18 protein-coding genes are annotated in these 22,836 nt (G+C 41.7%); 9 read left to right on the top strand and 9 right to left on the bottom strand.

What is annotated here, in order from left to right:
* Positions 1-534: 534 nt before the first annotated feature.
* Entirely contained in the window at positions 535-1,365 is an 831-nt protein-coding gene (locus JO943_RS08110; protein ID WP_004775922.1) for an inositol monophosphatase family protein, read from the bottom strand.
* Between the two features lie 133 nt (positions 1,366-1,498).
* A complete protein-coding gene (gene dxs / locus JO943_RS08105) occupies positions 1,499-3,394 on the bottom strand; it encodes a 1-deoxy-D-xylulose-5-phosphate synthase (protein ID WP_202740484.1) in 1,896 nt (631 codons plus the stop codon).
* Positions 3,395-3,698: 304 nt separating this feature from the next.
* On the opposite strand from dxs, the gene ribA reads away from it, so the two are divergent.
* Both ribA and hemF read left to right on the top strand, forming a co-directional pair.
* Positions 3,699-4,301 (top strand): GTP cyclohydrolase II, encoded by a 603-nt coding sequence (gene ribA, locus JO943_RS08100; protein WP_005227469.1) that lies wholly within the window; start codon positions 3,699-3,701, stop codon positions 4,299-4,301.
* A gap of 129 nt (positions 4,302-4,430) precedes the next feature.
* Complete coding sequence (gene hemF, locus JO943_RS08095; RefSeq protein ID WP_005227472.1) at positions 4,431-5,372, top strand: oxygen-dependent coproporphyrinogen oxidase; 942 nt, start codon at positions 4,431-4,433, stop codon at positions 5,370-5,372.
* A 54-nt stretch (positions 5,373-5,426) separates the two neighbouring features.
* Here hemF and JO943_RS08090 read toward each other — a convergent pair whose 3' ends face one another.
* A complete protein-coding gene (locus JO943_RS08090) occupies positions 5,427-6,008 on the bottom strand; it encodes a histidine phosphatase family protein (RefSeq protein WP_005227474.1) in 582 nt (193 codons plus the stop codon).
* Between the two features lie 157 nt (positions 6,009-6,165).
* Between JO943_RS08090 and aroE the strand changes: the two genes are divergently transcribed.
* The gene (gene aroE, locus JO943_RS08085) at positions 6,166-6,954 is read left to right on the top strand and encodes a shikimate dehydrogenase (protein WP_202740483.1); all 789 of its coding nucleotides are present in this window, start codon (positions 6,166-6,168) and stop codon (positions 6,952-6,954) included.
* Between the two features lie 58 nt (positions 6,955-7,012).
* On the opposite strand, the gene JO943_RS08080 is transcribed toward aroE, so the two are convergent.
* Positions 7,013-9,346 (bottom strand): hypothetical protein, encoded by a 2,334-nt coding sequence (locus tag JO943_RS08080; protein ID WP_202740482.1) that lies wholly within the window; start codon positions 9,344-9,346, stop codon positions 7,013-7,015.
* A 239-nt stretch (positions 9,347-9,585) separates the two neighbouring features.
* Between JO943_RS08080 and JO943_RS08075 the strand changes: the two genes are divergently transcribed.
* Positions 9,586-11,409, top strand: a complete 1,824-nt coding sequence (locus JO943_RS08075; RefSeq protein WP_005227481.1) for an acyl-CoA dehydrogenase C-terminal domain-containing protein — start codon at positions 9,586-9,588, stop codon at positions 11,407-11,409.
* A gap of 57 nt (positions 11,410-11,466) precedes the next feature.
* Here JO943_RS08075 and JO943_RS08070 read toward each other — a convergent pair whose 3' ends face one another.
* On the bottom strand, positions 11,467-12,138 hold the full coding sequence (locus JO943_RS08070; protein WP_202740481.1) for a hypothetical protein: 672 nt from the start codon (positions 12,136-12,138) through the stop codon (positions 11,467-11,469).
* A 340-nt stretch (positions 12,139-12,478) separates the two neighbouring features.
* On the opposite strand from JO943_RS08070, the gene JO943_RS08065 reads away from it, so the two are divergent.
* Entirely contained in the window at positions 12,479-12,748 is a 270-nt protein-coding gene (locus JO943_RS08065; RefSeq protein ID WP_005227485.1) for a PspC domain-containing protein, read from the top strand.
* A 63-nt stretch (positions 12,749-12,811) separates the two neighbouring features.
* Here the strand turns inward: JO943_RS08065 and JO943_RS08060 are convergent, their stop codons facing one another.
* The 4 genes from JO943_RS08060 to JO943_RS08045 all read right to left on the bottom strand — a co-directional run bounded on the left by JO943_RS08060 (position 12,812) and on the right by JO943_RS08045 (position 16,641).
* On the bottom strand, positions 12,812-13,915 hold the full coding sequence (locus JO943_RS08060; RefSeq protein ID WP_032868629.1) for an HPP family protein: 1,104 nt from the start codon (positions 13,913-13,915) through the stop codon (positions 12,812-12,814).
* A gap of 120 nt (positions 13,916-14,035) precedes the next feature.
* Positions 14,036-14,452, bottom strand: coding sequence for a lysozyme inhibitor LprI family protein (locus JO943_RS08055; RefSeq protein ID WP_202740480.1), 417 nt, complete (start codon positions 14,450-14,452; stop codon positions 14,036-14,038).
* 132 nt (positions 14,453-14,584) lie between these two features.
* Entirely contained in the window at positions 14,585-15,376 is a 792-nt protein-coding gene (locus JO943_RS08050) for a TIGR03915 family putative DNA repair protein (protein WP_202740479.1), read from the bottom strand.
* 2 nt (positions 15,377-15,378) lie between these two features.
* Entirely contained in the window at positions 15,379-16,641 is a 1,263-nt protein-coding gene (locus JO943_RS08045) for a putative DNA modification/repair radical SAM protein (RefSeq protein WP_005227493.1), read from the bottom strand.
* 178 nt (positions 16,642-16,819) lie between these two features.
* Here JO943_RS08045 and JO943_RS08040 point away from each other — a divergent pair, with 178 nt between their 5' ends.
* From JO943_RS08040 to JO943_RS08025, 4 genes are all read left to right on the top strand, one after another.
* Entirely contained in the window at positions 16,820-18,451 is a 1,632-nt protein-coding gene (locus tag JO943_RS08040; RefSeq protein ID WP_227614433.1) for a hypothetical protein, read from the top strand.
* 68 nt (positions 18,452-18,519) lie between these two features.
* Positions 18,520-19,509 (top strand): glycine--tRNA ligase subunit alpha, encoded by a 990-nt coding sequence (glyQ, locus tag JO943_RS08035; RefSeq protein WP_004775941.1) that lies wholly within the window; start codon positions 18,520-18,522, stop codon positions 19,507-19,509.
* Positions 19,509-21,578: a glycine--tRNA ligase subunit beta gene (glyS, locus tag JO943_RS08030; RefSeq protein ID WP_202740478.1), complete on the top strand. Its 2,070-nt coding sequence runs from the start codon at positions 19,509-19,511 to the stop codon at positions 21,576-21,578. Before glyQ ends, glyS begins: the two co-directional genes overlap by 1 nt.
* A 72-nt stretch (positions 21,579-21,650) precedes the next feature.
* A complete protein-coding gene (locus tag JO943_RS08025) occupies positions 21,651-22,754 on the top strand; it encodes a hypothetical protein (protein WP_202740477.1) in 1,104 nt (367 codons plus the stop codon).
* The last annotated feature ends 82 nt before the right edge of the window (positions 22,755-22,836 follow it).

Raw genomic sequence — 22,836 nt, 5'->3', positions numbered from 1 at the left:
CTGAATGTTCAGGTAATGAACTGGAATTTAAGTGCGTGGGCGGATTATAGCAGAATAATTTTAAAAGTCACCTTTTTTAATTGGTTTTTCTATTACATCACATTTATTATCAGGGCTTTCAGCTTCGAACCGCTCTAAAATTAAACAGCAGATTAAAAGATATACAGCGAAATATCAGCAAGTTAAAAATAATAAAAAGTACTTTTTTTTAATTAAGTTTGCTCAATTGCAAACAGAAAAAAATATGTATTTTTACAAAAAATTGAGAGGAGCATGCCAATTTAAAGGAGCTTACATCCTAACCCTACCCGCATAAGGCACCTGTGCTGTTCATTCAACATGACATTTTAAATCCACATAAAGATTAAAGCGTGAATAAGTTTTAAATTTCTCTTTTTCTATCTCATTATTTAAATAAATTATTATTTCCTCATCGACCTCAAAGCAATCGAATAGCTCAGAATTTCGTTTCCCTATTTTCTAAACGCATAAAAAAACCCTCAACATATTGAGGGTTTTTTCTATATCTACAAATTATTTTGCAGCTTCGCCCCAAGCTGGAACAACGTTTTGCATCAATGGCTTTAACATCTTCAATGAACACGCAAGCACCTGACCATTGTCAAATGATTCATTGCCACCGCGCGCATCAACAACAACACCGCCCGCTTCTTTCACGATTAATTCGCCCGCAGCGATATCCCACGGTTTTAAGCCAAGCTCAAAGAAACCATCAAAACGACCTGCTGCAACATACGCCAAATCCAAAGCAGCTGAGCCACCGCGACGGATTTGCGCGCCAGATTTAGTCACTGCCAATAATGACGCAAAATGTTGCTCTGCATAAGAAACGATTTCACCATTACGCTTGGCACGGTACGGATGACCGACTGCAAGGAAAGTATTTTCAAGGTTTTCTTTAACATTGACACGGATACGGCGCTGGTTCATCACTGCACCACGACCGCGGCTCGCAGAAAATAGCTCATCACGTACCGGATCATAGATCACACCGTGTTGAGTCACACCTTTATGTTGTACTGCGATAGAAATACAGAAATGCGGGAAACCGTTGATAAAGTTTTGGGTACCGTCTAAAGGATCAATCACCCAGCACCAGTCTGCATCGTGACCTTTACCTTCTTGCATACCAAACTCTTCACCAAGGAAGCTGTGGTTTTTATAGCTTTTGCGAAGTGTATCAATTGTAAGTTGTTCCAAGTAACGATCAACACGTGTTACCGGACCATCAATGCCTTTTTCTTCAACTTGTAAATCGAGTTTATGACGATTTTGATGTGCCTTTAAAAGCTCTTGACCAACTGTTTGAGCCGCACGCGCAGCCATAACCACCATAGGTTCCATTGAACACCCACTACAAATTTGAAGATTTTGACAAAGAATAATGCATAAAAGCGCGTATATTCTAGCAAATATAAGCGCTTTTAGGGGAAAAATGTTGCGAAAAATTATTTTCGCTTTTACATCAACTTAGAAACTAGAACCAGGCTTGCTCAATGGACGCCAAGATTCCTTGAGCATCTAGACCACAATCTTGTAGCATTTGCTGATGCGTTGCTTGGTGTAAGAATGTGTCTGGCAAACCCAGATTCAGGATCGGTTTGACAATCTTGGCATGTGCCATGAATTCATTCACCGCACTGCCTGCGCCCGCCATCACGGCATGTTCCTCAACCGTTACAAATAGTTGAGTAGTCGCTGCCAAATCACGAATCATTTGCTCGTCCAGTGGCTTCACAAAACGCATATTCACAACACGCACGCCAATCGCATGTTTCTGTGCAAACTGTTCTGCCGCTTCAACCGATGGTGCAACCCGGCTACCAAAGGCCAGAATACTGATGTGCTGCTCAGCATCAACATTAAATTCAGCCACGATTTCCGACTTACCAATTGGCAAAGCCGTCATCTGTTGTTGAATTTCAACACCCGTGCCTGCGCCACGCGGATAACGGACTGCTGTCGGCCCTTCATAGAGGTAAGCGGTATGTAGCATCTGACGACATTCATTCTCGTCTTTCGGCGCCATAATCACCATGTTAGGCACAGTACGCATATAGGCGTAATCGTAAGCACCCGCATGGGTTGGGCCATCTTCACCGACCAAACCTGCACGATCGATTCCAAAAGTGACATCCAGATTTTGCAAAGCCACATCATGGATCAGTTGGTCGTAACCACGTTGCAAGAAGGTTGAATAAATCGCGACAACCGGTTTTAAACCTTCACACGCCATACCCGCAGCTAAAGTCACTGCATGTTGTTCCGCAATCGCCACATCAAAGAAACGTTCAGGATATTGCTGTGCAAATTTCACCATACCCGAGCCTTCACACATTGCTGGTGTAATGGCAAGCAGGCGCTGATCTTGAGCGGCTTCATCACATAACCATTGCCCAAATACATCAGAGTATTTAGGGGGTGATTTTTTTACCGGTGCTGCTGCGGCTGGCGCAATTTTAGTAATGGCATGATAGGTAATCGGATCGGCTTCCGCTGGCGCAAAACCTTTCCCTTTTTTGGTATAAATATGAACCAGACGTGGGCCTTTACGCTTTTTCAGCGCATGGAACACTTGCGCCAGTTGCTCCACATCATGCCCGTCAAATGGTCCGAAATAATCAAAACCAATTGCTTTAAATAAATTATCAGCGGCATCGGTCGCTGATTGATGTAACCGTGAATTATACGTCCACTTAGGATGAGGCTGAACATAGGCTTCACCCTGTTCATTCACGTTAATCAACTGCCCTGTTTCCCAAATGGCTGCCAGATGTTTGGCAAAACCACCGGTACTACACGAGATCGACATATCGTTATCATTTAATACCACGATCAAGTCGGCATTATGCGCAACAGCATCATTCATGGCTTCAAATGCCATGCCCGCGGTCATTGCCCCATCACCGACGATTGCAACAACATCACATGGATCTTTTTGATAACGGCGTGCCAATGCCATACCCAGCCCTGCTGAAATGGCAGTCGAAGAATGGCCTACACCAAAGGTATCAAATTCAGATTCATCACGTGCAGGGAACGCAGCCAAACCATTTTTACTACGGATGGTCGCGATACGATCACGACGACCCGTCAGCACTTTATGCGGATAAGCTTGATGACCCACATCCCAGACCAGACGATCATCAGGGGTATTAAAGCTATAGTGCAAGGCTACGGTCAGTTCGACCACACCTAGATTTGCACCAAAGTGTCCGCCACTCTGCCCAGCTGCATACAAAATATATTGACGTAACTCATCCGCCACTTGAACGAGTTGGCTTTGCTCGAGCTGACGTAATTGTTGTGGATGATCAATTCCATCTAACAATGGCGTAACAGGGCGTTGAGTTGGAATTTCGGTATACAACATAATGTGGCAAAGCCTTTTTAAGCCTGGCAAGTCCGAAGCTGGGTTAAATGGGGGCAATCATACAATTAAATATGATCTACCTTCAATCAGCCACACGTGCGAATGATGTAGTGCTGAACATTCTTCTACAATTTTTAAAGAATGACCCGTAGATTATCCTGAATTATGTCACTGTTTATCAACCATTATTGTGTGCTTTGTATGAAAAAGAAAAACTTATATAAAAAATCAGAAATTCCGGTTCGCGCAATCTTCACACATTAAGCTATACTCAGACAGTTTTTATGATCATAGTGAGTTCTCTGTGCCGATTGAATTTATTGCAACATCAAAGCTGCCGACTGCCTTTGGTGACTTCAATATTTCCGTGTTTCAAGATCCAGAAACGGGCGAGGAACATGTGGCGCTTTCTAAAGGGCTAGAAACTGCTCCAGATAAGCCTGTGCTTGTGCGTATCCATTCTGAATGCCTGACGGGCGATGCTTTCGCTTCGCTTAAATGCGATTGCGGCCCGCAGTTACAAGCCACCCAACGCCTGATTAATGAAGCGGGCCAAGGTGTCATTTTATATTTGCGTCAGGAAGGACGTGGGATTGGCTTGACCAACAAGATCCGTGCCTATGCCTTACAGGACCAAGGTCATGATACGGTTGATGCGAACCTGTTATTAAACCTGCCTGCCGATGCACGTCGTTATGATATGTGCAGTATCATGCTGGATCATCTTCAAATCAAAGAAGTGAAACTGGTGACCAATAATCCCCTCAAACTCAAAGCATTGACTGATCTGGGGATTAATGTGGTTGAACGTGTTCCGCTTACGGTGGGCCGTAATCCTTTCAATGAACAATATTTAAAGACCAAAAGTGAACGTATGGATCATCTGTATAAAAAAGATGATTTTTAATTCACTTTCTAAAATATTTAAAAATAAAACTGTTAAGGGATTTTAGTTATAACAACGAAAATCCCTTACTTTTTTTATGGATTTATGTTTTGATATCAGTAATTCCTAGATCTTATCAAGAGGATCATCATGCAGCATCCAACTTCAGCTGATATTCAACGTGTTCGCGAGTTTTTACTCGATCTACAGGCACGCATTTGTGCAGGACTAGAGCAACAGGAACGTGCAGGCGGTGGCACCGCTGAGTTTATCATTGATGATTGGCAACGAACCGAAGGCGGTGGCGGCCGCTCTCGTGTTTTGCAAAATGGTGAAGTCATTGAAAAAGGTGGGGTCATGTTCTCCCACATCAATATCAGTAAACTGCCCGCCTCTGCCACTGAACGTCATCCGCAAATTGCAGGCGCAAAGGCACAAGCATTGGGTGTATCCTTAGTCATTCACCCAAAAAATCCAAATATCCCAACCTCTCATGCCAATGTTCGCCTATTTGTCGCTGAGCCTGAAGGCCAAGATCCAGTATGGTGGTTTGGTGGCGGTTTTGACTTAACCCCATTCTATCCAGATGATGAGGATGTGCTGAATTGGCATCAACAAGCTTATGATCTGTGCCAGCCTTTTGGTGACACGGTTTATGCGGAACATAAGCAATGGTGTGATGATTATTTCTATTTAAAACATCGTGATGAACAGCGTGGTGTCGGTGGTTTATTCTTTGATGATTTGAACCAGTGGGATTTTGAAACCTGTTTTAAATATATGCAGGCCGTTGGTAATGGTTATTTAGACGCAATCTTGCCGATTTTTGAAAAGCATCGTGAACAGCCTTACACCGAGGCGCAACGTGAGTTCCAGTTATACCGTCGTGGTCGTTATGTCGAATATAACCTGGTCTATGACCGTGGTACCTTATTTGGCCTACAGACAGGTGGGCGCATTGAATCAATCCTGGTGAGCTTGCCTAATCTGGCCGGTTGGTCATATCGTCCTGAATGGGATGCAGATTCGGCAGAGAAGCGTCTCACCGATTATTATCTAAAACCAAGAGACTGGTTGGGTCTAAATCAATAAATGAAAAAACTCATCCCAGACATATAGTTCAGGGATGAGTTTTTTTACGGATTCCTAAAATAAAAAGATTGCGGTATTTGGGATGGGTTGCTGAATTAAATTCTTTCTAAAATCTTGCATCAGTTCTCGACTCAAAGGCTGTGGTGCATGTTTTAGTGTGAGCAATAATTGTAAAAACTGACCATGCGTAAATACGGCCAAATTCTTATGCACATATTGCTGCGCTAATTGACTTAATTTTTCATGAACACATTGCACTCGCCCATATAAGTCAGCAAAAGATTCAGCGTCATCGGCATCACGATATTTATCATCCATTCTTTCCCAATACGCATTGACCCATTGCTTACGATCATCCAGATTGGTATTGGCACACCTCCTTTCCGAAAGATAACTAAACTCATGCAAATTGTCGTCGATTTCTGCTGTAATCTGATACTTGAGTAAAATTGGTTGTGCGGTCTGATAGGTCCTGTGGTATTTAGAAATCAGGACATGGTCAATAGGTGGTAAGGTTTCGCAAAGTTGTTTTGCCTGCTGCCACCCCTGCTCACTTAGTTCAATGGCAGCATGTGATCGTGTACGGCCATTCATATTCGCTTCACTTTGTGCATGCCGAATTAAATAAATACTCATCCTTAAAACCAGTCTCAACGTTTACAACAATCTAAAATTATCAAATCATGTTCTGGTGCTGAAATCATGCCTTCCTGACATATTCAGATGTAAATCAATATTGCAGCACTTGCCCCAAATTTATACACTTCAACTAACGCACAAGAATGATTCGCCCATGACCAAACAATTTGCTGTAATTGGAAACCCGATTGAACAATCACGCTCACCAGAGTTACATCATGCATTCGCAGCAAAGACCGGGGTCGATTTAAACTATAGAAAAATTCTTGCGCCACTAGATGGTTTTGAAAGTACCGCCAAAGACTTCTTTGCCAAGAATGGTGCGGGAATGAATGTCACCGTACCGTTTAAAGAACAGGCCTTTGCGCTGTGTGATCAATTGACTGAACGTGCCAAGATTGCCAAAGCCGTAAATACGCTTTGGATGCAGGATGGCAAACTGTATGGCGATAATACCGATGGTCAGGGTCTGGTTGCTGCGATTCAAGCACTAGGCTGGGAACTTAAAGATAGCCGTATTTTGATTTTAGGGGCTGGTGGTGCAACCCGTGGTGTGATTTATCCTCTAGGACAGGCAGGTGCAAAACAGATTGTGATTGCGAATCGTACCCTTGCTCGCGCAGAACAACTGGTTGAAGATTTAAAAGATGCTGTCCCGCAAACTGAGCTAAAAGCGATCGGTCTCGATCAACTGTCAGGTGAATTTGATTTGGTGATTAATGCAACTTCAGCAAGTTTAACGGGAGATACCTTGCAGTTGCCTGAAAGCTTGATTTTCCATCATGCTTATGAAATGGCTTACGGCAAATCCTCCAGTTTTCTCGATCAGGCCCAACAACGCCAAGTGCCTGCGACGGATGGTTTCGGCATGCTGGTAGGTCAAGCGATTGAAGCCTTCTCGATCTGGAACGGGGTTAAACCTGAGCTGAAAGATTTTTTATAATCATTTGAAAATTACATAAAAAAACAGCCTGTATGTTACAGGCTGTTTTTGTGCTGGCTTACTTCAGATTTAACATCTTCTGATAGACTTGCTTAAAGATTTCATAATCAATAAATTCATTATGTTCAATCTTTAAAGCTTTAATCGATTGTTCAGACAGTCTGTTTTTACGTGCATCGACATAGACTTGTCCCAGAATATTTGCCGTTTGCGCAAGTAAGACTTTTTCCTCAGTTGAAGCGCCATTTTCTTGTTCGAACTGGATTTGGTATTGCTTGGCAAATAACTGTTGCGGCTGCTTATATTGAGCCTGTAGCTTTTTCCAGGCCTGACGATCTTGTTCACCCTGCATCGCCTCACTGACAATATGGTAAACCGAACGCCCTAAACCATCATCAAACTGGTCTTCACCTTGCAGGTGATGTTTGTTTTGCAAAGTTTCAATCTTTTGCAGTGCTTTACCTTCTGGATTATAAACATCTTCATCGGCGTACCAATACGCATATACAGCAGCTATTTCCTGCAACTCTTGGCTTGAGTAACGCTGCACAATGTGTGGTGAATTTTCTGTCAATTTGGCAATGAATACCGCCTTATACGTTGGCTCATAAGCACGTGTTGCGTCGTAACGCTGCTCGGCAATAAGGTTGAGCTGATCATCTAAAGATAAGCGATACGGCTCGGCTGAACGCTCCTGAATACCCGCCTGCCCCAACTTTTCCGAGAAGCTGTTCACTGCCTGCTCAAGCATTGAACCTTTGCTGGCTTCAGCCCATGTTTTCGCTTGCTTCAACTGCGCTTGGTCAATCGGCGTGCCATTACCATAATTGGAAATCAGCATATCGGCCTTGATATTAAACCGTGATTTCAACTCAGGCAGACCATAATTCAAATCATAGTCAATCTTTACAGCACGTCCTTTAGCATCCAGTCCAACATCCATCACAAATGGATTGCGTTTATCGGCAGGCGGTAAAGCTTTCTCAATATCCACCTGATGTTTCAGCCAAAGTGTCTTAAATGCCTGATCATCAATAAACCGGTTTTGATCGTAAACCGCAAATTCTTTTTCAACAGCTTGTAACTTCTGGATATAAGTCAAGAAACCCGGCTCTACTGGCTGATCCGAGAACACATCAATGCCATATATACTTTGACAATACTGCACATCGCCATAGGTGGTTTTAGGCGCTGTTTGCAGGGCTGTACATTGTTGCTCAGATAAACCTGCCTGCTCATCTTCAGCTGCTTCCAGATCATCAGATTCTTCCGGATATTCAGATGCTTTGGGATCGTCAGCCGCTGCTACAGCTGCACGTGCCGCTGCTGCTTCCGCCGTATCTGCACTTTCATCAGCATCGGCTTCCTCAATATCCTCAACACCAAAATGCTGATTCACAAGACGGTATAGCTGTTGGCTTACCAAGCTGGCATCATCTGCCGAATCTTTTGCGTCCAGTAATGATGCTTTAGATTTTGCCTGCTCGGCATTCGCCACTTCATCTGCAACCAGTTTTTCTAAATTTTGCGCGTTCAGGTTTAAAACACTTTGCATCAAATATTTTTCATTGACCTTGCTATATAAATTCGCTTGCAGGATCAGTTCTTCAACCGAGGTCTTTAAACGGATTTTTTCCACCACGCCTGCGGCCTGATCAGCAGAGGAAACGGATAAGGCCTGAATATTCTTTTGATCGGCAAGACGATAATAAACCGCACTGGATGCTTTCACATATTCAGCAAATTTCTTGTAATCCACTTGCTTGAAAGCATCCTGATATTTTGAAAAATCCAGATAGGCCAGCTTGTTCTGGTTCTCTTTATTAACCAGATAAGGCATCAAGGCAAAGTAGTTGATATAGAATTTATAATGATTCAGATCAAGCACCATCGGCACTTTGGCCTGTACCAGCAAGGTGGGCTTTTCATAACGCGCAGTCAGGTTCAAGGAACCCATTTTCTGGCGATAATGCACTGAACCCTCGTACTCAAACTGCATCTCGTTCAGGATATTGGTCATGACCTGAGTAAACTTGTCGGCCTTGGAACGACCAGCGCTTTTTTGTTCCTGCGCCAGTGCGGTATACAAAGCCTGCTTCTGTTTATTGTTTAAGTTGACCTTTTGCTCTCGTAAGTATTGATCCACTTTTTGCTTGAGTGCCGGTTCTAAAGATGCAGGTTCAGCTTTTGCAGTATTTTTACTTGGCTCCTGATCAACATGAATATTGAATTTGCCACGGTAGTCATAGCTTGGATATTCGTAGATGGCATTCAGGCTATTCACTGCCTTCTGCTCGAGGTTGACCGTCGCTGGATTGGTTTTAATGACATGTTGAGAACAGGCCGAAAGACTGAGACCCATTAAACATAAAGTTAAATATTTTAGACGCATAGCTTTACCAAACACCTTTATATCATTATATTTTCAAGTATAGAATTAAGTATTTTTCACGTTTAATATAAGTTTAAACACCCACAGAAAAGTGATTTTTCCATCTCCCTCAAATCTAGGAGATTCGCTTTTCTGACATTCTTTTCCCCAGTGATTATCAATGTATTTTTATCACCATTGTGAATAATCAAAGTATCGAAACAGATAATCCAAAATGATTCAAATACAGGATTAAGATTATGCCAGCTTATAAAGCCCCGCTCCGTGATATTCGTTTCTTAATGAACGAAATGTTAGATTATCCAGCACATTACCAAACTTTGACAAGTGGTCAAAATGCGGATGCTGATACAGTTGATATGATTCTTGAAGGTGCGGCAGATTATTGCGAAAACGTACTTTCTCCGCTTAACCAGTCAGGTGATGAAGAAGGCTGTACTTTTAATAACGGTGAAGTAACCACACCGAAAGGCTTTAAAGAAGCGTATGACCAGTTTGTGATGGGTGGCTGGCAAGGTCTTTCTTATCCGGAAGAATTTGGCGGTCAAGGCTTGCCAATGTCTTTAAACCTGATCAAATCAGAAATGATGGGAACCGCGAACTGGTCTTTCACCATGTACCCAGGTTTAAGTACAGGTTGTATGAACACCATCATGCAGTTCGGTACAGACGAGCAAAAAAATACCTATATGCCTAAACTGGTTGAAGGTACCTGGTCAGGCACCATGTGCTTAACCGAGCCTCAATGTGGTACAGACTTAGGTCAGGTCAAAACCAAAGCAGAACCAAATGCAGATGGTACCTATAAAATTTCTGGGACCAAAATCTTCATCTCTGCGGGTGAACACGATTTAACTGAAAACATCATCCATATCGTATTGGCTCGCCTTCCAGATGCGCCTGCAGGTACACGTGGTATCTCTCTATTCATCGTGCCTAAATTCATCCCGACTGCGGATGGTGGCGTAGGTGAGCGCAATGCGGTGTCTTGTGGTTCTATCGAGCATAAAATGGGGATCAAGGCCTCTGCAACTGCCGTGTTGAACTTTGACAATGCCACAGGTTACCTGATCGGTGAAATCAACAAAGGTTTACATGCCATGTTTACCTTTATGAATACAGCACGTATCGGTACCGCAGTACAAGGTATTGCACACGCCGAACTGTCTTTTCAGGGTGCTTTACCTTATGCCAAAGATCGTATGTCAATGCGTGCCCTTTCTGGCAAGAAAGAACCTGAACGTGTAGCTGATGCGATTATTCACCATGCTGATGTTCGTCGTATGTTATTGACGCAAAAAGCAATTGCTGAAGGTGGTCGTTCAATGATCTACCATGCTGCAAAACTTGCGGACAAAATGACAGATGCATTGGTCAGTGGCGATCAGGCAGCTTATGAGGCTTATGATGACAAGCTTGGTTTCTATACGCCGATCTTGAAAGGTTTCTTGACCGAAATGGGTCTAGAAGCAGCTAATCACGGTATGCAGGTTTACGGCGGTCATGGCTATATCCGTGAATGGGGTATGGAACAAATCGCACGTGATGCACGTATCTCAACCTTGTATGAAGGCACAACAGGTATTCAGGCACTCGATCTGATTGGTCGTAAAGTCCTGTTAAGCTCGAAAGGTAAAGTGGTTCGTGATTACACGGCTGAAATCCTGAAATTCTGTGCTGCACACGCACGTAACAAATATCTCCGCCGTTTTGCATGGGACTTAACCAAGCTTTGTGCACAATGGAACACTTTAACTGTTCGTATCATGCTGGCTGCACGTAAGGACCGTGATATCGTGTCTTCAGCTTCTGCTGATTTCTTGATGTTCTCTGGCTACGTCATGATGGCTTATTTCTGGGCGCAACAAGCAGTGATTGCCTCTGAGAAATTAGAAGCAGGTAACGGTATTGAAACCCCTGAATTCTATAAAGCAAAAATCAAGGTTGCTGATTTCTACTTCGACCGTTTATTACCACGCGCTCAAGGCCATGCCGAGTCAATGGTGACTACGTCTCGTACCTTGACTTCACTGGCACCAGAACACTTCAGCTTCGATTACTAATCCGGGCTGTAAAAAAAGAGCGCTTATTGCGCTCTTTTTTTATGATCAAAACAATTTTTATTCTACTCTTTTAAAGACATAGGCTTGCTGCGGAAAAGGATATTCTTTAAAGAACTTGCGGTTATTACCATTGCCTTCATTCCACATCTTGTCCAGATTTAATACCAGATCCTGCTGCTCATTGATCTGATAGTAAAGATTTAGATCTGCCACATCACAACGCACCATGATCTCATTCAGTTCTTTATGAACATGCCAGTGCACCTGTTTACAGGTTTGTTCGATCTTGGCCACACTACGTGTTGGATCGGAACCGAGACGCCCAAAACTGGTATTGGTCCAGTACACTGAACCATCACTTAATAAATTCAGGATATATTCAGCTTCTTTTTCATTATTTACACAGCCTGCAAAAGGGTCTGTACATGGTATGCGGGCATGATAGCGACCGACATAGATCAGATCGGCTTCCGAGGGTTGACTATGATTATCTTGACGCACCACAGGATGTGGCAAGGTGGCTTGTCCAGCAACCTGATTGAGCGACATCGCTTCTGTATCAGAAGTTGCTTGCTCTTGTTCATCTGCGAGTACATAACTCGCTTCATGATCCGATTGCGTCTGCGGTTGTTGTCTTACAGGTTCAGGATGATGACTATCACACGCCATCAAACCTAGACTCAATAAGACTCCTACACTAAGCTGCTGTAAGGATAACCTGAACTGCATATCTACAAATCTCTAACATCAACATCGCTATCGCGTACTTTTCACGCTGTGCCCTAGTTTTTAACAGGACTTCATTGAGTGCTGCTACATACCTGTGATAGGTAATGTAGACCGTCGCAATAGGATGGAAATAGCAAATTAACAAAGCAGTGTGCTTTAAGTCGGTGCATTTTAGGCGATGCTGTTGCTTTTTCCAGCAAGAATTTACACAACTTAACTAATCTCTCATCTGTTTAAACTTTAAAAAAAATTCATCGCCCATATCTCTTAAATAACAGCAGCTCTTCAACTCATATTTTACTTTTTGCTGCCATTTCATGAATTTAAGGAGATACACTCGATGACCAACTCTGGTTTATATCGCTCAAACCAACAAAGCATGATCGCTGGTGTGATGGGCGGTATTGCGGAACGATTTGGTTGGAATGCAAATTTATTACGCCTGATCTTTGTTGTGATCTCGATTATGAGCGCCGCTTTCCCGGGTATTTTGGTGTACCTCATTTTATGGCTGGTCATTCCAAAACGTCAGCAAGCGCGTGTTGACCATGTTCAAGGCTATAACCAGCCTGTGAAAACTGTCTATGAAGACCAAGGCATAAAACGTTAATTTCTCACTTTCCTTTTTGGTCGCTACGGTTGAAATTACCCCTAATCCAACCGTAGCTTTTTTTTAACTTAATTTTTGATTCAGCTGCTGTTGCAAGGCCGCAATCATATCGGCACGACTGATAATGCCGACCAGCCGCTGGTTCTCAACCACTGGAATATAGTTAAAAGATTTTTCTACAAAATAAGGCACCAAATCCTGAATCGGCTGTAACGGATCAACCGTCACCACTCTCCGGCTCATAATCTGTCGCACAAAATGCTGCCATGAATTACGTGGATCGGTCGCGCCCTTAAACCATTCCACCACTTCGTATAAAGCCAGCGTCCCGACCAGTTTTTCCTCTGCATTGACCACAGGCAAGCTCATCAGGTTAACCGCCTTAAATTTATCTACGGCTTGATGGATATCATCATTTTCATGCAGTTTAATGACATCCCGACTCATAATATCCTGACAGACAAATGAATTAACCAGTCGCTCATTGGCATGCTCTTGCGCTTCTAAAATGATTTTTTCCAGATCATATTGGCTAATGTCTAACAGCTCGGTGTGATGTTCTAAAGCATATTCAATATCTTTCGGCTGAATCGAGACTTTCTGCGTCGGTGTCGGGTCTTTAGAGCGCTCATTGACATGCGCAGTCAAAGGATAATGACGCCCAATCAAACGGTTAAATACCACCGCGAAAACCAGTAATAAAATCGAGTTCAGCAGCACCGGATATAAGATAAAATGGAAACCCAGCCGATGGACCGCCTCCCCGCCCAACACGGCGGTAATCGCCACTGCCCCACTGGGTGGATGCAGCGAATCTGTTGTCATCATCATAAAAATTGCCAAGCCAACGGCCACACTAAAAGCAGTGGTCAGATCAGGCATTAATTGAGTACAGGCAACCCCAATCAAACCTGCCAGGGTATTACCGACCACCACATTCCACGGTTGCGCCAAGGGACTATTGGGTACTGCAAACAGGAGTACTGAAGAAGCGCCCATCGGTGCAATGTACCAGGCATTCATGCCCCCTAGCACATACCAGCTGATGAGTGAGGAAATCGCCAGACCGCATAAAGCCCCCACGCCTGACAGCATCCTCTCCCTCAAAGGCAGGACTTTATAATTAGGTTTAAGCAGATTTAGCCAGTCTGATTGGGTAGAGCTCACAATGCACCTTGCTGGAATAGTGTTGTTTTATTCGAGGCAGAAGTATACGCCGACTCAAGCTGAAGGTGTATTTAAATTATAGTTTTAGATTATGAGTAAAGCTGTTGAAAATAAATTTTCTCAGTTCAGATATTCTTTTAACTGCTCAATTCGCTCGCCATATTTTTGCATCGGGCAAAACTCATACATCGGCGAGCCGATATAGGCACCCGCATTACGGCATTCCTGATCCACAAAACTTTTCCACAATTGTTGTGATTTCATAATGTCGTTGTAGCGTTCAGGCTGCTGATATTCTTGACTCTGCTTCTTGATTTGGTCGAGTAATTGTACGATCTGCTTGCTATATAATGTTTTGGTTCTGCTACTACAGATTTCCACCACGGCATTATTGATATTGCCCAGTCCCAATTCCTGAATGGTTTCATCCACACAAAGGCTATAAGCATCGGTAGATTTATCCGGTGTTTCCGCCATGACCTCCACACTTAAACAGGTCATTGCCAGTAATAGGCATTTAAAACTTAATTTGTTCATTTTCTAGCTCTTGGTTTTGTCATTTTTAAAATCGTGTTCAAGCCGTAAGGACAAGTTTATTTTTTACTCAGATTCAATTAAAACTGCAAGTGGCTCTCAAGCACACTTCTTTTCAGGCCCCTCACCCAAGCATTAAAGATATTTTTCATTTAGATAACGCCAGTATCGTTTTGGCAAATATTGCACATGGAGTTTGATATTCTGCCGTTCTTTAATATTGACGCTATTGAAGTAATCTTTCCATAACTGATCATATAACGCTTCCTGCTCATCCAGTTCTAACTGAAAGCTTTGACTAAAGCCCGTTTCAATATTACGGTCGATCTCATTCACCTCCATCGAGACTTCATGAATCTCATGCAAGTCGTAATACAGTCCATATTGGCGCTGCTCATCATAAATCAGCCAGCGTTGATCCTGATAACGACGTTTAAAATGCGGCTGAATGAGCGGCAATACATTAAAATCCGGTCGTACCAAACTCAGAAATAGCCCATCCGAGGTTTTCTTAAAACGTATAAATGCCTCCATCCGGTGTTTTTCACGCCCGACCTTTTTGGTCCATTGCGCAATAGCCAGCACACTCGGATGTGAATAGTCTTTTTCAACGGAAACTTGCTGCTGGAACACATAAATACAGTAATTAAATAAATGCTGATAGGCCTCCAGCGATTCTGATAAAGACGTAAAATAGAATTGTCTCAAGGCCGATTGCGATAGTTTCTGTTGCAGGCCTGCCCAGACCCGTTGTGCCTGCTGTTCATGCGTTGGCACCTCAATCAGACTGGCAAACAGGCCATGTTGGACCTGATTGTGCAGACACAGCTGCACCTCAAATTCTTTGAACTGAAAGGCACGAAAAACACAACTCAGCAGTCCCGCCATGGAACCATCAAAGCAATACGCCACTGGATCAGTGAACACGCTTAAAAACCTAAACTCAGCTGCGGTGAAAGTTGTTGCACGTATTTTGAGGAACCCTGCGTCAGGATTTGCTGACGGATATAATGGGGAGAAAGTTCCTTCTGAAAACGTGGGCTGTCTTCACAGCGAATAAAAAACTTTGCCCGCGAATAGGCCACACCGAGCTGTTTCAATAAATCGATATGGATTTTGCCAAAACGTCTTGCCTGCACAATTTTCTTGGCTGATTTCACGCCAATGCCGGGCACACGCAATACCATCTGATAATCGGCACGGTTTAAATCCACCGGGAATTGTTCGGGATGGCGTAAGGCCCAGCTCAGTTTCGGGTCAATATCCAGATCAAGATGCGGAAAACGCTCATCTACAATTTCATTGACCTGAAAGCCATAAAACCGCATCAACCAGTCACTCTGGTATAGTCGGTTTTCACGTAATAGCGGTGGTGCTGAACCCACAGCCGGTAAATAATGATTCTCGGTATTGATCGGGATATAACCCGAAAAATAAACCCGTTTAAGTTTAAATTCCTTGTAATGCCGATCCGCCATTAACAGCACATCCTGATCGGTTTCCTGATGTGCCCCCACCACCATTTGTGTGGTCTGTCCCGCAGGCACGTATTTTGGCACATGCTTGATCACCTGCCGCTCATCTTTCAACTGAATCAGGCGATCGCGAACCAGACCCAAATCCTTTTGTACTTCCTGATGCGATTTTTCAGGGGCAAAGGTTTTCAATCCGGCTTCTGTCGGCATTTCCAGATTGATACTCATCCGGTCGGCATATAGCCCTGCTTCATGAATCAGTTCTGGGGAAGCACCTGGAATGGTCTTGAGATGAATATAACCATTGAAATTTTCTTCAAGACGCAGCTTCTTCACCACCTGCAGCATGCGCTCCATGGTGTAATCTGCGGACTTGAAAATACCTGAACTGAGAAATAGCCCTTCAATATAATTACGTCGATAGAAATTAATGGTCAGGTCAACCACTTCCTGCACGGTAAATGCCGCACGTTTTACGTCATTAGAACGGCGTGATACGCAATAAGCACAATCAAAAATACAGACATTACTAAACAGGATTTTCAGCAAGGAAACGCAGCGTCCATCTTCGGTATAGCTATGGCAAATCCCTGAATGGCTGGCATCTCCAAGCCCCTTACCTTTGTTTTTACGGTCACTGCCACTGGAAGAACAGGACACGTCATATTTGGCAGCGTCCGCTAAAATTTGCAGCTTTTCACGAATGCGATCAGACATTTCAAACGACCTGAAGAAAACAGAGAAGATCGTTTAAAAATTAACATGTCCACATTGTGAAATTAAGAGCATGAGAGATGCTAAACGTCATGGGGTGACGTATTAATTTTACTCAAGCTAGCGCAGTTTAATAAAATTGATATAATCACTATAAATTCAAAAGGTTAAATTATTAGTAATGGAACAAAATAAAGAAGAACTTCTTAAACATCTAGCAGCTTCTCTACAAGATGCAAAAGATCAAGGTGGTGCAATTTTATTAGTCGGTGCAGGTATTTCTGTATCTGCTGGCATCCCTCCTGCACAAAAACTAATGAAAATTGCGATTGAGAATTTTCCTAATTACTTTACATCAGAAGAACAGAAACTTGCTCAAGAAGATCTAAGTAAGCTTCAATATAACGACATTATGACGAAACTCTCGAATGTTAAACGTAAAGAGCTTTTCAAATGGTTTATAGAAGGAAAAGAAGACAAAGGAATAGAAAAAGCTAAACTAAACTTTGCGCATATCGCAATTGCAGAACTACTAAAACAAGGTTATTTCAGCCGAATTCTTACTGTTAACTTTGATCCATTATTGATACATGCATGTTATATGGTTGGTATGTATCCTTTCCCTGCAATCTATGATTTAGGCGCTATGGGCAAAGTAAATGCAGAACTTCTTCATGACCCTAGTATTGTATATTTAAATGGACAACATGTTGGCTTTGTTCAGCGAAATACCACAGATCAACTGGAAGCACATAAAGAAACTTTAACTCAAATTGTGCGATCTACGGGATGCTCTAAGACTTGGGTTGTAGCAGGATACAGTGGCGAGAATGATCCTCTTATGGATGCTTTAAACGAACTTCGCCCTTACAATAATTGGCTTTATTGGCTTGAATATAACGATCAAGTTTTACAACGGGATAGTCATCATTTTCTAGAAAATGATGAGGAGTGCAAGGCTATTTATGGATGTGATGCAGATGAAACCTTCTTGAAAATCGCCGAAAGTTTAAGCTGCAGTTTAGACTTCATTGAAAGACCATACAAAGAATTAGAAATGTACTTAAATGAGATCAATTTCGAAACCTCAAAAAGGCGTCAACATAGATTTATTTCTAAAATAAAAAATTATATTGATATTTTAGAAAGCCCAGAAGCTATAACCCATTTTAAACATGCTGATGAAGTGGATATTTTATTAGCATATCTTGAAGATATTTATTCAAAAAACACACATGTATCGAAAAGTGAGAATATAAAAAATCAACAAGCTATTATTGAAATTTGTGAAAAACTATCACAGCTTTCCCCAAATCATGACGCAACATATTGGTACTGGGGGGACGCCTTGTTTGCACTAGCAAAATTAGAAGAGCATAAAAATAATGAAATTTACTTGAATATGGCTGAATCTAAATATCTAATATCCATTGATAAAGATGCATCTGAAGATATTAACATTAAGGCTCGTAAACTCTATGAGCTATATCGTTATCTGCATAAGCATGAAAAAAACCCAAAAACGAAAAATAATTTATTAAATAAAGCATTAGATAGCTTAAATAAAAGCCATGAACTATCCTTAGAAAAAGCACGAATACATTCTTTACTAGAACAACCTGAATTAGCCATTAATTATTTACAGAAACTTACCTTTAAAAAAAGATCTAACTCTTTTTTTCAAAATTTATTTTCTATACTTGAACTTTCACTGGATAAAATTATTACTGACCCTGATTTTAAACCTATTGAAAATGCCCCTTCATTTCAAGCATGGATAAAGCAAAAGGAACTAGAGTGTATGAATACATAACCTTTGCCACCCACCACCAAAATCCTTATACTTAAGCACAATTTTTGTTTGATTCCAGTGGATGCACCATGAGTCGTGCTATATCGCATATTGATACCTTTCAGGGCTTGATTCTTGCCCTACAAAACTATTGGGCGGAGCAAGGCTGCGTCGTATTACAACCATATGATATGGAAATGGGCGCAGGGACATTCCACACTGCAACCTTCTTACGTGCGTTGGGGCCAGAAACCTGGAACGCGGCTTATGTTCAACCTTCACGTCGTCCGAAAGACGGTCGTTATGGTGAAAACCCGAACCGTTTACAACACTACTATCAGTTCCAGGTGGTGCTGAAGCCAAACCCGGACAATATCCAGCAGCTTTATCTCGATTCATTAAAAGCAATCGGCATCGATACACTGACACACGATATCCGTTTCGTGGAAGACAACTGGGAATCTCCAACACTTGGCGCTTGGGGCTTGGGTTGGGAAGTCTGGTTAAATGGTATGGAAGTGACTCAGTTCACTTACTTCCAGCAAGTCGGTGGTATTGAATGTTACCCAGTAACAGGTGAGATCACTTACGGCTTAGAGCGTCTGGCGATGTACCTGCAAGGTGTAGATTCTGTTTACGATCTGGTCTGGACTAAAGGTCAATTCGGTACAGTAACTTATGGTGATGTATTCCATCAAAACGAAGTTGAGCAATCAACCTATAACTTCGAATACGCACCTGTCGATAAAATGTTTGAATTATTCGACTTCTATGAAGCTGAAGCTTCTCGTTTAATCGAAGCTGAATTGCCACTTCCTGCCTACGAACAGGTGATCAAAGCATCACACTGCTTTAACTTGCTCGATGCACGTGGTGCGATTTCCGTGACTGAACGTCAACGTTATATTTTACGTGTTCGTACTTTGGCACGCTCAATTGCACAAAGTTATGTGGCTGCCCGTGCCAAACTTGGTTTCCCGATGGCAGAACCGCATTTGCGTGATGAAGTATTGGCTCAGCTCAAAGCACAAGTTGAGGCAGAAGCAGCCCAAGCTGAAAAAGCGAAGGAGAATAAATAATGACCAAGCATACTGTTTTATTCGAACTTGGCTGTGAAGAGCTTCCACCAAAAAGCTTAAAAACTTTACGTGATGCACTCAAAGCAGAAACTGAAAAAGGCTTAAAAGATGCTGGCTTAAACTTCGCTGCTATCGAAGCGTATGCTGCGCCACGTCGTTTAGCATTGAAAATTGTTGATATCGATGCAGCTCAGGCAGATACACAAAAACGTTTTGATGGCCCTGCGGTACAAGCAGCCTATGATGCTGAAGGCAAACCAACCAAAGCACTTGAAGGCTTTATGCGTGGTCAAGGCATTACCGTTGACCAGCTTTCGACTTTCCAGGCAGGTAAAGTTGAAAAAGTGTGCTTCCTGAAAGATGTCAAAGGTCAAAGCCTAGACGTTTTACTGCCGCAAATTTTACAGACTGCACTGGATAACTTGCCAATCGCAAAACGTATGCGTTCAGCCGCAAGCCGTACCGAGTTTGTACGTCCAGTGAAATGGGTTCTTTTACTCAAAGACGACCAAATTGTTGACGCAACTATTCAAGATCATAAAGCTGGCAATGTGACTTATGGTCACCGCTTCCATGCACCTGAAGCAGTGACTTTAGCGCATGCAAATGATTACTTAGCTGCCTTAGAAAAAGCTTACGTTGTTGCGAACTTTGAAAAGCGTCAAGCAACCATTCAAGAACAAGTGAAAAAGTTAGCTGATGAAGTTAACGCAACTGCGATTGTTCCAGCTGACTTGCTTGATGAAGTAACAAGCCTCGTTGAATGGCCTGTAGCTTTACGTGCAACTTTTGAAGAACGCTATTTGGCTGTTCCGCAAGAAGCCTTGATTACCACCATGCAGGATAACCAAAAATATTTCTGCTTAATCAATGCCGAAGGTAAATTACAGCCTTACTTCATTACCGTTTCAAATATTGAGTCTAAAGATCCGGCTCAAATTATTGAAGGGAATGAAAAAGTGGTTCGCCCGCGTTTGTCTGATGCAGAATTCTTCTTCTTACAAGACCAGAAGCAACCGCTTGCGTCTCGTAAAGAAAAACTGGCTAATATGGTGTTCCAGGCACAATTAGGTACACTTTGGAATAAATCTGAACGTATTGCCAAACTGGCTGTAGCATTGTCACCGATTACCGGTGCAAATGCAGCCGATGCAGAAAAAGCAGCATTATTGGCTAAATGCGACTTAACCTCTGAGCTTGTGGGTGAATTCCCAGAACTTCAAGGGATTGCAGGCACGTACTATGCGCGTCTTGAAGGTGAGAATAACGAAGTTGCCGAAGCTTTAGGTGAGCAATATTTACCTAAGTTTGCAGGCGATGTATTACCGCAAACCAAGACAGGTACAACCATTGCCCTTGCGGACCGTTTAGATACATTGGTCGGTATTTTTGGTATTGGTCAGGCACCAACAGGTTCTAAAGATCCATTTGCATTACGTCGTTCTGCGATTGGTATCTTGCGTTTAATCATTGAAAATGAATTAGACATTACGATTGAAGAATTGGTGAACTTTGCCTTGCAAGGTTATGGCGACATCATCAAAGATCATGACAAGACACGTACCGATGCAGTTGCTTTCCTTGAAGGCCGTTACCGTGCTAAATACGAAGATCAAGGCGTTGCAGTTGATGTGATTCAGGCTGTTCAAGCGCTTGCACCAAAATCGCCACTGGATTTTGATAAACGTGTGACTGCCGTCAATCATTTCCGCACCTTGCCAGAAGCGGCGGCATTGGCTGCGGCAAATAAACGTGTTGCCAATATTCTTGCTAAAGAAGCAACGCCTGAAGGTGCTGTGGTTGAAGCGAATCTGGTCGAAGCTGCTGAAAAAGCACTTTATGCAGAGCTTCAGGCATTAACACCTGTGGTTCAGCCTTTACTTGCTACACGTAACTACACAGAAGCCTTGTCTAAGCTTGCTGCGCTTCGTGCTCCAATCGATGCCTTCTTTGAAGGCGTAATGGTGATGGCAGATGATGCTGAATTAAAAGCCAACCGTTTACGTTTACTGGCTCAGTTGCGTGATTTATTCACGGCGATTGCAGATGTAAGTGTGTTACAGGGTTAAAATTTTAATATTATTGAATTTGTCTAAAAAAACCGCTATAAATTAGCGGTTTTTTTTAACTCGATAAGAATCATGAATATTCAAACACAAAATAATGAAGTAGCAACCTTGGTTACATTTGATACTGAAACTGTTTCTAAAATTATTTTAGAGTTTTTAGGAAATAAAGAAAGTTTAAAATATACAAGTACTGGAAAAACATTTACGATTCGTTTGAACGATTTAGAACAATTCCATAGATTACTTGAACAAAAATTAGAACATCAAAAAGATATTTTTGCTATCCATTTATCCATTGATATTGGCTTTCAAAATGATATTCATAGAACAATTAATGGAATTGAATCTTTATTAAAATTCAACGATATTACTAATTTAGAAATAGAAACAATCACCTTAACATGGAAAGTTATCAACAAATTTACTAAAAATAAATCTGTAGAGACACAAAATATCGAACTAAGCTTTTTAGCAAAAAGCGACAAAGTAATTCTTAATATCACTCATACAAATCAAGCATGGGCAATTGAAATTCAAAACCTGTTTTTATCTAAAATAAATGAAATATGTAAAGAAGATAATTTACTGATAAAAACCTATAAAAAGTTCAATAGTTATGAGAAAAACTTAGTATTAACAATGGCACTCATGTTTTTAACTGTAATGTTTTTACTTACAAATCAAATGGATATAAACAAATCTAAAGACCAAGATATTGCCTTATCAAATGCAATTTTAGAAAACTATAATAGGAACTCAAATAAAGATGAGTTAATTATATCTTTAGCATTAGGTAAAGACTTTAAAAACCCCCACCTTTCCAAGATGATATATGAGAACGGTATCTTAGAAAAAGAATCAAAACTAAATATTGAAAAAGCAATCCAAGAAACACCTGCAAAGTCTGCCAAATTTCTTTTTATTTCCTCTCTCAGCTTAGGTTTTTTAGTTTTCTTACTCCCAATTATAATATCTCGATATATCAAATATGCTTTATCAAGATTACAAACACCATCTTTTATCATTTTAACAAACTATTTAGAAGCACAATTCCAAAATAAACTTAATAAAGTTAATAAAGTTAATAATTGGAATTTTTATAGTATAAGTTTATTATTTTATGGAGTTATTTCTAGTCTTGTAGCAGCTTTTGTATGGAAGTTGTTTCATTTCTAACTTCTTTTTCCTTTTTTGTATCATCCCTACTCTTTTCTTCAACTCAACGATAAGATATAAAATCTCGATTGCGATACGATCG

This window comes from Acinetobacter sp. 'aerobic (ED)' (genome assembly GCF_904886855.1).
GTDB lineage: Bacteria > Pseudomonadota > Gammaproteobacteria > Pseudomonadales > Moraxellaceae > Acinetobacter > Acinetobacter courvalinii.
This window is presented reverse-complemented; position numbering and strand designations above follow the sequence as displayed.